The organism is Gordonia sp. NPDC058843, from assembly GCF_042743165.1.
In the GTDB taxonomy this organism is placed as follows: Bacteria; Actinomycetota; Actinomycetes; order Mycobacteriales; family Mycobacteriaceae; genus Gordonia.
The window spans coordinates 115,547-126,401 of the sequence record NZ_JBHYNC010000014.1; the positions used below are offsets into that span (position 1 = coordinate 115,547).

The 10,855-nt window shown below is 71.1% G+C and carries 2 protein-coding genes (1 of these 2 only partly in view); both read left to right on the plus strand.

Features of this window, described 5'->3' with window-relative positions; all coding sequences use genetic code 11:
• Positions 1-7,371, plus strand: the 3' end of a protein-coding gene (locus ACFW3F_RS12210) for a non-ribosomal peptide synthase/polyketide synthase (protein ID WP_388057594.1). The gene continues 32,958 nt to the left of window position 1, outside the view; 7,371 of the gene's 40,329 nt are visible here — the last part of the coding sequence; its start codon lies beyond the left edge, outside the window; its stop codon occupies positions 7,369-7,371.
• 75 nt (positions 7,372-7,446) lie between these two features.
• A partial coding sequence (locus tag ACFW3F_RS12215) for an amino acid adenylation domain-containing protein (RefSeq protein WP_388057596.1) occupies positions 7,447-10,855 on the plus strand: 3,409 nt, incomplete at its 3' end.

The following is a 10,855-nucleotide window of genomic DNA, read 5'->3' on the forward strand; positions in this document are numbered from 1 at the left end:
TTCGCACCTCTGCTCGCCGGGGCGACGATGGTCGTCGCCGAACCAGGCGGCCATGCCGACCCGTCGTACATCGCCGAACTCGTCGAACGGTCCCGTGCGACGTCGGTGCACTTCGTGCCGTCGATGCTGTCGGTGTTCCTCGATGTCGTACCCGCCGAGGTGATCTCGCGACTGAGCACGCTGCGGTGGCTGTTCGCCTCCGGCGAGGCGCTGCCGCCAGCGGTCGTGGCCCGTGCGCATGGGCTGCTGCCACACGTGCAGATCGTCAACCTCTTCGGTCCGACCGAGGCGGCCGTCGAGGTGGCGTATGCCGATGTGACACAGGCGCAGACGGTCGTCCCGATCGGGGTGCCGGTGTGGAACACGACGACCTACGTTCTCGACGCCCGGCTGACTCCGACGCCGACGGGCGTGCCCGGCGAGCTCTACCTCGGCGGACACCAGGTGGCACGCGGATACGCCACCCAGCCCGCTCTGTCGGCCGAACGTTTCGTCGCCGACCCGTTCGGCGCGCCGGGCTCCCGGCTCTATCGCACGGGCGACCTCGTCCGATGGAACGCCGACGGTGAGATCGAGTACCTGGGCCGCACCGACTTCCAGGTGAAGCTGCGCGGACAGCGCATCGAACTCGGCGAGATCGAGTCCGTCGTCGCGGCGAGCCCGGGCGTGGTCCACGCCGCGGTCACCGTCGCCGACGCGCCGGGCGGCGGTCAGCATCTGGTGGCCTACGTCGCCCCGTCGACCGTGGACCTCGGCGTCTTACGCGAGGCGGTGACGCAAGCGCTTCCGGAGTACATGCGGCCCACACTGTGGATGCCGATCGACGACGTGGTGCTCAACAGCGCGGGCAAGCTGGACCGCCGCGCGCTGCCCGCCCCCGACTTCGCGACCCTGGACGCCGACTACGTCGCGCCGGGCAACGGCACGGAAGAGACTCTCGCGGCGATCGTGGCCGGACTCCTCGGGCTCGAGCGGGTCTCGGTCACCGAGTCGTTCTTCGCGCTCGGCGGTGACTCGATCATGTCGATTCAACTCGCGTCGGCGGTTCGCGCCGCGGGCTTCACGCTCACTCCGCGAGACATCTTCGAGCAGCGCACGATCCGGGCGATGGCTCGTGTCGTCGCGGGCGAGGCGCACCGTCTGCCCGCACTGGCCGAGCCCGCGGACGGTTCGCGGGGAGAGATGCCGCTGCTGCCGGTGATGTCGTGGATGCTCGAACACTCCACGGTCGCTGCGGACTTCGCGGACTTCTCGCAGTACCGGGTGCTCCATGCGCCCGCCGGTCTGACGCCGGAGGCGTTGTCGGAGTTGTTGTCCGCGCTCGTCGCGGCGCACCCGATGCTGTCGGCGCGACTCACCCGCGAGGGCGGGACGTGGCGACTCGTCGCCGGGTCCGACGCGCGTGACGACTCCGCAGCGGCCGTACCGTATGTCTTCACCCGGCTGTCGGCCTCGACGGTGGGCAGCCCGGGACACGACGACGATCTGCGTGCCGCCCACGCCGAGGCGCTGGCGCACCTCGACCCGTCGACCGGTGTCCTCGTCGCGGCCGGCGTGGTCGAGGACGCCGACGGCATCGGCCGGGTCGTGCTCGCGATCCACCATCTCGGTGTCGACGCGGTGTCGTGGCCGATCATCGTCGAGGACCTGGTGACGGGCTGGGCGCAGCACGCGGCCGGACAGCCGATCACCCTGCGGCCCGAGTCGACCTCCGAACGCGCCTGGGCGCAGGCGGTGTCGGCGCAGACGCACCAGCGTTCCGCGGAGCTGCCGTACTGGCTCGACCGTCTCCCGGTGCGTCCCACCGATCTCGGGGCCGTCCAGGACCCCGCACGCGATCGCTTCTCGACCGAGGTGTCGGTGACCCACGCGTTCGAGGCCGACGTCACCGAGGCCGCCCTGACCGTGGTCCCGGAAGCGTTCGGCGGCAACGCGAACGACGTGTTGCTGGGTACGTTCGCGCGCGCCGTGCGCAGCTGGCAGACGGCTCGCGGTATCCCCGATGTCACGCCGGTGACGGTGCTGGTCGAGGGCCACGGCCGTCAGGACGAGATCGACACCGCCGACGGAGAACGCGGCGTCGACCTGTCCCGTACCGTCGGCTGGTTCACGACGATCGCGCCGGTGTCGGTCGATCCCTCCACCGACGTGACCCACGCGGTGAAGTCGGCCAAGGAGGAGCGTCTCGGCCAGCCCGACGGCGGACTCGGCTTCGGTGTGCTGCGGTACGGCGGGGACACCGAACTCTCGCGCAGGCCACTGCCGAGCATCGGGTTCAACTTCTTCGGCGCGGGTCGCGCAGGCCGATCCGTCGCGCAGGAACCGGCGGAGGTCATCCCGTTCACCGGTGCACCCGGTGCACCGGGCATGCCCCCGTCGGTCACCGGCGCCATGGTCGCCCTCAACGCGCTGAGCGTGAACGTCTCCACCCGCCGCGACGGCGACCGGCGACGGTTGAGCGTGAACTTCACCTTCCCGGCGGCACTGTTCGAGGCCGGCGACATCACCGGCCTCGCCGAGTTGTGGGCGGCCGAACTCGCCTCGCTCGCGCGGCACATCGAGTCGGTCGGGGACCCGGGCCGGTCACCGTCGGATGTCCCGGGCAGCCGGATCACCCAGGACGAACTCGATGCCCTCGCAGTGCGGTTCCCCGGCGCCGACGTGTGGCCGCTGACGCCGCTGCAGGCCGGTCTCTACTTCCAGTCGCAGATGACCGCGCGGGACCCGTCGGGGGTCGACGGTGTGCCCTCGGCCGGAGCCGGCGATGTCGACGTCTACGTCACGCAGGCCGTGCTGCACCTCGGCGGCGATGTGGATCGAGCTCGGTTGCGTGCTGCGGCAGAGGAACTCGTGACCCATCACCGGGTGCTGCGCAGCGGCTACGTGCGCACCGCCGGTGGGGCGCTGGTGGCCGTCGTGCCCCCGCGGGTGGAGCTCCCGTGGTCGGACGTGGCCCTCGAACCGGGGCTCGACGCCGACGGCGTCGACCGTCGTGTCCGCGAGATCGCCGATGCCGAACGGATCGCACCCTTCGATCTCGACTCGCCGCCGCTGATGCGCTTCGTATGCGTGGAGCGCGGCAGCGGGGACGGCGACGCCACGGCGACGCTGAGCCTGATCGTCACGAACCACCACATCCTGCTCGACGGGTGGTCGGGTCCGCTGGTGCTCGCCGATCTGCTCGCCCTCTACGCCGGTGTCGGACCGTACACGGCGAGCCTCGCCGGGGATTCCGACTTCGGGGACCACGTCCGCAGGCTCGGCGCCGCCGATCCGGCGGCCGGACTGGCCGCGTGGCGCGAGGTGGTGGCGCCGCTCGACGAGCCGACGATGGTCGCGAACGGCGACGAGGCCACCACCCGGTCGCTGCCGCGCAACCACGAGGAATGGCTCGACGTCGAGGTGACCGCCGCGATCAACCGGCTGGCCCGGTCGCGCGGCGTCACCGTCAGCACGATCCTGCAGTTCGCCTGGGCCGCACTGCTGTCCCGCATGACCGGCAACCAGGTGGTCGCGTTCGGCGAGACGGTCTCGGGTCGCCCGTCGGATCTCGAGGGTGCCGAGGGCATGGTGGGCCTGTTCATCAACACGGTGCCGACCGTCGTCGACGTCGACCCGGCGGCATCGATCGGCGATGTGCTCGCGGCCATGCAGGCCGCGAAGGTCGCGGTGCTCGACCATCAGCACGTGGGTCTCGCCGACATCACCGCGCTTGCCGGGATCGGTGCGCTCTTCGACACGCTGACGGTCTTCGAGTCGTTCCCGGTCAACTCCGAATCGCTGTCGACCGCGGACACCTCGCTGGCCGGCGGTCTGCAGATCGTGGGTGTCGACGCCGACGACTCGACGCACTACCCGCTCAACCTCGCCTCTTCACCGTCGGGTGACCGGTTGCTGCTGAAGCTGAAGTACCTGCCGTCGGCGTTCGCCGAGGACCAGGTCCGCGTCTTCGGGGCGGCGCTGCGGGAGATCCTGCGCACCGCGGTCGACGACGCCGATCTGCCGACGTCGGCGATCGCGTTGCTCGGCGATGCCGCTGCCGCCGAACTCACGCCTGTCCGCGGGGCCTCCGCACCGGCACCGCGGATGCCGGCCGAGGTCTTCGCCGAGGTCGCCGCCGAACACGGCGACACCGTGGCCGTCACCGACGGCACAGGCGCGTCGCTCACCTACGCCGAACTCGACGAGCACTCGAACCGCCTGGCGCGGTGGATGATCGGTCGAGGCATCGGCGTGGACTCCGTGGTCGGGCTCGCGGTGGGTCGCACTGTGGACCGCCTCGTGGCCCAGTGGGCGCTGGCCAAACTCGGCGCGGCGTACCTGTCCATCGACCCGACGCTTCCCGCCGAGCGGATCGCCCACATGGTGTCCGATTCGGACGTGCGGCTGATCATCGGTGCCGGACCGCAGACCCTAGACGGGGGAGCCGAGTGGATCGACACCCTCGCACTCGCCGATGCCGTGCGCGATGTCGACGGCGGGCCGGTGCGTGCCGACGAGACCGCGGGAACACCGCATCTCGACGCACTCGCCTATGTCATCTACACGTCCGGGTCCACCGGCGTCCCCAAGGGCGTCGCGGTGACCCATCGGGGAGCACACGCCTTCGCGACCGCCGAGGTGCAGCGGTTCGGCATCACCCCCGGGTCGCGGGTACTCGGCTACGCCTCACCGAGTTTCGACGCCTCGGTGCTCGAATGGCTGCTCGCCTCGACATCGGGGTCGACGCTGGTCTACCGGCCCGACGACGTCGTCGGCGGTGAGGTCCTCACCCGGTTCCTGCTGGAGCACGAGCTGACGCATGTGTTCCTCACGCCGAGCGTGCTGGCGACCGTGGAGCCGGGTGGACTGCCCGAGTTGCGGGTCCTGGCCTCGGGTGGTGAGGCGGTCTCCGCCGCGCTGGTCCGCAGGTGGGCGGGGGCGGTGCGGTTCCACAACGCCTACGGTCCGACCGAGGCGTCGGTGGCGATCACGATCAGCGGGCCGCTCGAGCCGGATGAGCCCGTGCACATCGGCGGCCCCGTCCCGGGGACCGGTCTCCTGGTGCTCGACCAGCGTCTGCGCCCGGTTCCGGTCGGAATGGCCGGCGAGCTCTACGCCACCGGCGCCTCGCTGGCGCGCGGGTACCTCGGCCGTGGCCGGTTGAGTGCCGAACGGTTCGTCGCGTCGCCGTACGGCGAATCCGGCGAACGCATGTACCGCACCGGCGATCGCGTGCGGTGGGTGCGCACGGCGCACGGCGAGCTCGTCCTGGAGTACCTGGGTCGCGCCGACGACCAGGTCAAGCTGCGGGGTCTGCGCATCGAGCTGGGCGAGATCGAGAACGCCCTGTCGTCGCACCCCGGCGTCGCCACCGCAGTGGTCATCGGGGTCGGAGGGTCGGTGGCCACCGCCCTGGCCGCCTATGTGGTGCCCGCCGACGGTGCGATCGACGGGGCGATCGACGGGGCCGTGGCAGGCGCCGCGATCCCCGGGCTCCGCGAGCATCTCGCGGACCGGCTGCCGGCGTACATGGTCCCGTCGACCATCACGGTCCTCGGCAGCCTGCCGCTCACCCCGACCGGCAAGCTGGACAAGCGGGCGCTGCCCGCGCCCGAGGTGCGGGCCGACGAGCTCGTGGCGCCCGAGACACCCGCCGAGGCCCGTGTGGTCGCGATCTTCGCCGACCTGCTCGGCGTCGACGCCGTCTCGGTCACCGGCGACTTCTTCGCCCTCGGCGGCAACTCGCTGTCGGCGACCCGTCTGGCCGCCCGCGTCGGCGATGCGCTCAGCGCCGACATCGGTGTGCGCGACGTGTTCGAGTCGCCGACGCCACGGCAGCTCGCCGCACTCGGCGAACATCGTGGCGGCCTGCGTGCGCCGGTCATCAGGGTCGAACCGCGGCCGGACACCATCCCGCTGTCGTTCGCCCAGCAGCGCATCTGGTTCATCAACCGGCTCGATCCGGCATCGGCGGCCTACAACCTGCCGATCGGTGTCGAACTCACCGGTGACCTCGACGTCGCGGCCCTGACCGCGGCGATCGGAGATGTCGTTGCGCGGCACGAGATCTTGCGGACCACCTTCCCGGCTGTCGACGGGCGTCCGACCCAGGTCGTCCACGACACGGATTCGTCGGCCGACCTGCCGGCCCTCGTCGAATGTGCCGCGGAGAGTGACCTGTTCGAGGCGCTGTCCACCGGTTTCGACGTGACCGCCGAGATCCCGGCCCGTATTCGCCTGTGGCGGCGCGGCGAGGGCACCTGGGTGCTGCTCGCGGTGCTGCATCACATCGTGGGCGACGGCGAGTCGATGGTCCCGCTGATGAGCGATGTCGCCGAGGCCTATCGGGCGCGTGCGGCGGGCGCGGCACCCGACCTGCCGCCGCTGCCGGTGCAGTTCGCCGACTACGCGCTGTGGCAGCAGCGGGAGCTGGGTGCGGTCGACGACCCGACCTCCGTGGTCGGACGACAGCTCGCGTACTGGATGCGCAAGCTGACCGGGGCACCGGACGTGCTGGAACTGCCGGCCGACCGTCCCCGGCCGACCGTGGCCTCGCTCCGTGGCGCACGCGTGGACTTCGAGATCCCGCTCGACGTGGCGACCCGGATATCGACGCTCGCACGCGAACGCGGCATGACCCCGTTCATGGTCGTGCATGCGGGACTCGCGGTGCTGCTGGCGCGGGTGACGGCGACCGACGACATCGCCGTGGCCACCCCGATCGCCGGACGTGGCCGCGCCGAGATCGATCAGCTGATCGGTATGTTCGTCAACACGCTGGTCCTGCGGGCCGAGGTGGACCCGGCGATGAGCTTCGACGAGTTGCTCGAGGAGACGCGGGTCGTCGACCTGGACGCGTTCACCAACGCCGACGTGCCGTTCGAGACGCTGGTCGACCGGCTGAACCCGACCCGGTCGAGGGCGTTCTCGCCGCTCGCACAGGTCATGCTCACGCTCACGAACGCCGGAGCCGGTTCACCGGTGATCGAGACCGACGGCCTGCGCGTCGCGGCACTCGAGTCGCCGGTCACCTCGGCACAGCTGGATCTGACGGTCGCGGTAACCGCCCGCCCGGGCCGCTCGTGGTCGGCGTCCATGGTCTACGCGACCGACCTCTTCGACGAGGGGACCATCGAGCTGCTCGCACAGCGCTTGGTTACGCTCCTCGACGGGCTCACGGCACAGCCGGCGGCCCCGGTGGGTGCGTGTCCGATCGTGACACCCGCCGAACGGGATCGCGTGCTCGCGTGGTCGTCGGGTAACTCGTCCCGACCGGTTGATGGCAGGGTGGACGACACCTTGCCGGGTATCATCGGCCGCCGTCGTCGCGGCACCGGTGAGACGAGGCAGGAGCAGGAAGGCGACGACGGTCTCGGCGGGGATGGCTGAGAGAACAGAACACACGGGGGGAATGGGGAACAGAGCACGAGACGGCATGCGACGAAGCGAGATGGAGGCCCTGCGGTGACCGATGTGGTTCATGTGGCGACGATGTCCGATGTGCCGGCCATCGTGTTCGGGCCCCGTCGGGTCGGCTACGCAGAGTTCGGCGCGCGCGTCAATTCCCTCGCCCGATACCTGATATCGGTCGGTGTCGGTCCGGACGTCGCCGTCGCCGTGGCGCTTCCGCGGTCGGTGGAGCTGTTGGTCGGCATCCACGGCATCGTCGCCGCCGGCGGTCACTACGTACCGCTCGACCTCGAGGCGCCGCTGGACCGCACCCGGTACATGCTGGAGACCGCGGGCGCCCGGATCGTTCTCGTCGCAGCCGGGTCCGAGGTCCGCCTGCCCGACGATGTCACCGTCGTCACCATCGACACCGAGGCCGAGATCGACCTGGCGACCCCGGCCGTCTCCGACGCCGAACGACTCGCGCCACTGCATCCCGACGATGCCGCCTACACCCTGTTCACCTCCGGCTCGACGGGACGGCCCAAGGGCGTGACGGTCTCGCACCGGGCGATCGTGAACCGCCTGGAGTGGATGCGGGACTGGTATGCGATCAAGGATTCGGATGTCTTCGTGCAGAAGACGCCGATCACCTTCGACGTGTCCGTGTGGGAGTTGTTCCTGCCGTTCGCGGTGGGGGCCACGCTCGTCGTCGCCGAACCCGATCGGCACGGCGACCCGCGCTACCTCGCGGATCTGGTGGCGGCCGAACAGGTGACGGTCATCCACTTCGTGCCGTCGATGCTGTCGGTGTTCCTGGATGTCCTGGGCGATCGGGTCGGGGCGCTGTCGTCGTTGCGGTTGACGTTCACCTCCGGCGAGGCGCTCACGGCCGCGGTGGCACAGGCGCTGGTGACGGCGTTGCCCGCCGCCGAACTACACAACCTGTACGGGCCGACCGAGGCGGCGGTCGACGTGACCGCGCATCAGGTGCGGGCGGGGGAGTCGTCGGTTCCGATCGGCGTCCCGGTCCCCGGCACCACCACCTTCGTCCTCGACTCGCGTCTGCAGCTCGTGCCATCCGGTGTGCCCGGTGAGCTCTATCTCGGCGGAGTGCAGCTCGCGCGCGGCTACGCCTCGCGCGCCGCTCTCAGCGCCGAACGCTTCGTCGCCAGCCCGTTCGCGGCCGGGACCGAGGGCGCGGGGACCCGCGACACCGGCTTCGGTGAACCCGGGGAACGGCTCTACCGGACCGGCGACCTGGTGCGCTGGAACGCCAAGGGGCAGCTGGAGTACCTGGGCCGCACCGACTTCCAGGTCAAGCTGCGCGGCCAGCGACTCGAACTCGGCGAGGTCGAGTCCGTGCTCATGTCCGCGCCCGGGGTGCTACACGCCGCCGCCGCGGTGACGGAGGTCTCCGGGCAGTCCCATCTGGTCGCGTACGTCTCACCCGACACCGTCGATCTCGACGTCGTGAAATCGGTGGTGGCGCAGGCGCTGCCCGCCTACATGCGACCGAGCGTGTGGATGACCCTGGATCGCCTGCCACTCAACACCGCGGGCAAGGTGGCCCGCCGCCGGCTGCCCGTACCCGAACTCACGGTCGAGGAATTCGCGGCACCCGAATCCGATGTCGAGGTGTCGATCTCGGCAGTCGTGGCCGACGTGCTCGGCGCCGACCGGGTCAGCGTCACCCAGTCGTTCTTCGATCTCGGTGGCAACTCGCTGTCGGCGGCCCGGGTGGCCGCACGCGTCGCGGATCTGCTCGACGTCGACGTGTCCGTCGGCGACCTGTTCGATGCACCCTCGGTGCGCGACCTCGCGGCCCTCGTGTCCGGGCGCGGGCGCAGCATCCCTCGTGTCACCGCGATGCCGCGACCCGACCGGTTGCCCCTGTCGACGGCGCAGAGCCGGATGTGGTTCATCAACCAGTTCGACACCGCCTCACCGGCGTACAACATCCCGATGGCGCTGCGGCTGACCGGCGCGCTCGACCTCGAGGCCCTCGAAGGCGCGGTCGGGGATGTCGTCGCCCGGCACGAGATCCTGCGCACCACCTACCCCGGCGGCGAGCACGGACCCATCCAGCTCATCACCGACCCGGATGCCGCGCGCGCCCGGCTCGACTGGCGGGCCGCCGAGACCGAGAACGACCTCGTCGTCGCGGCCACCACCGGCTTCGACGTGTCGGCCGAGTTCCCACTGCGCGTCCGGGTGCTGCGCCGTGACGAGAACGTGGTGGACGCGGTCGTCACCGTGCACCACATCGCCTTCGACGGCGAGTCGACCCCGGTGTTCGTCCGCGACCTGCTCGCGGCATACCTGCACCGCACCGCCGGTGGCCCAGCCCTCGTCGCGCCACCGGTCCAATACGCGGATTTTGCGCTCTGGCAACGGGAGTACCTCGGCGCCGCCGACGATCCGGGCGCACCGATGGGCCGCCAGCTCGAGCACTGGCGCAGCGTGCTCGCCGATCTCCCGGCCGTCACCGACCTGCCGATGGACCGGCCGCGGCCCGCCGTCCTCGACACCGCCGCCGCCGTCGAGTCGCTGACCGTGGACGACGCGCTGGCCACCGCTCTCGAGCGCCTCGCGCGGGACCGCGACGTCACGCTCTTCATGGTGCTGCACGCCGCGCTCGCGGTCACCGTCGCGCGACTCGCGTCCACCCGGGATGTCGTGATCGGGACACCGGTCGCGGGCCGTCCCGACGCCTCGCTGCACGACCTCGTCGGCATGTTCGTCAACACCCTCGTGTTGCGCACCGCGGTCGATCCGGCGGCGTCGACCGTCGATCTCGTCGCCGCCGTGCGGGCGGCCGACCTCGACGCCTTCGCCCACGGCGACGTTCAGTTCGACGACCTGATCGAGGAACTGGCACCGGAACGGTCCACGGCCTACCCACCGCTGGTGCAGATCGCCTACACGCTGGTGTCCGCGTCGGGCCGTCCGGAGGAGATCGACCGTGTCGAGGTGTCGGGGCTGAGCGCCGAACCGCTGGGCGTCGCCGACCCGATCGCCAAGTTCGACCTCACCGTGTCGGTGACCGAACGCACCGCGTCGTCGCCGATGCGCGCCGACTTCCTCTACGCCACCTCGCTGTTCGACGCCGCGACCATCCGCCGGTTCACCGGCGTGTGGCTGCAGGTGATCGCGGCGATGGTCACCGACCCCGCGGCGCCCGTCGGCGACATCGACATCGTCGGCATCGACGCGGCCACCCTCAGCGCGCCCAGCCGCAACTCCGTCGGCGCGACCGGCCTTGCCGCCGACGGTGGCGTCACCGAGCCGGCGCCGCTGACGGAACTGCTCGACCGCCGGGTCCTCGACCCCGACCGCGCCGCGCTCGTCAGCGACGGCGTCGAGGTCTCCTACGCCGACTTCGAGGCACGGACCAATCGCGTGGCCCGGCAGCTGATCGCCCGGGGCGTCGGTCCCGGCGACGTGGTCGCGGTCGGTCTCGAGCGGTCGATCGGCTCGGTGG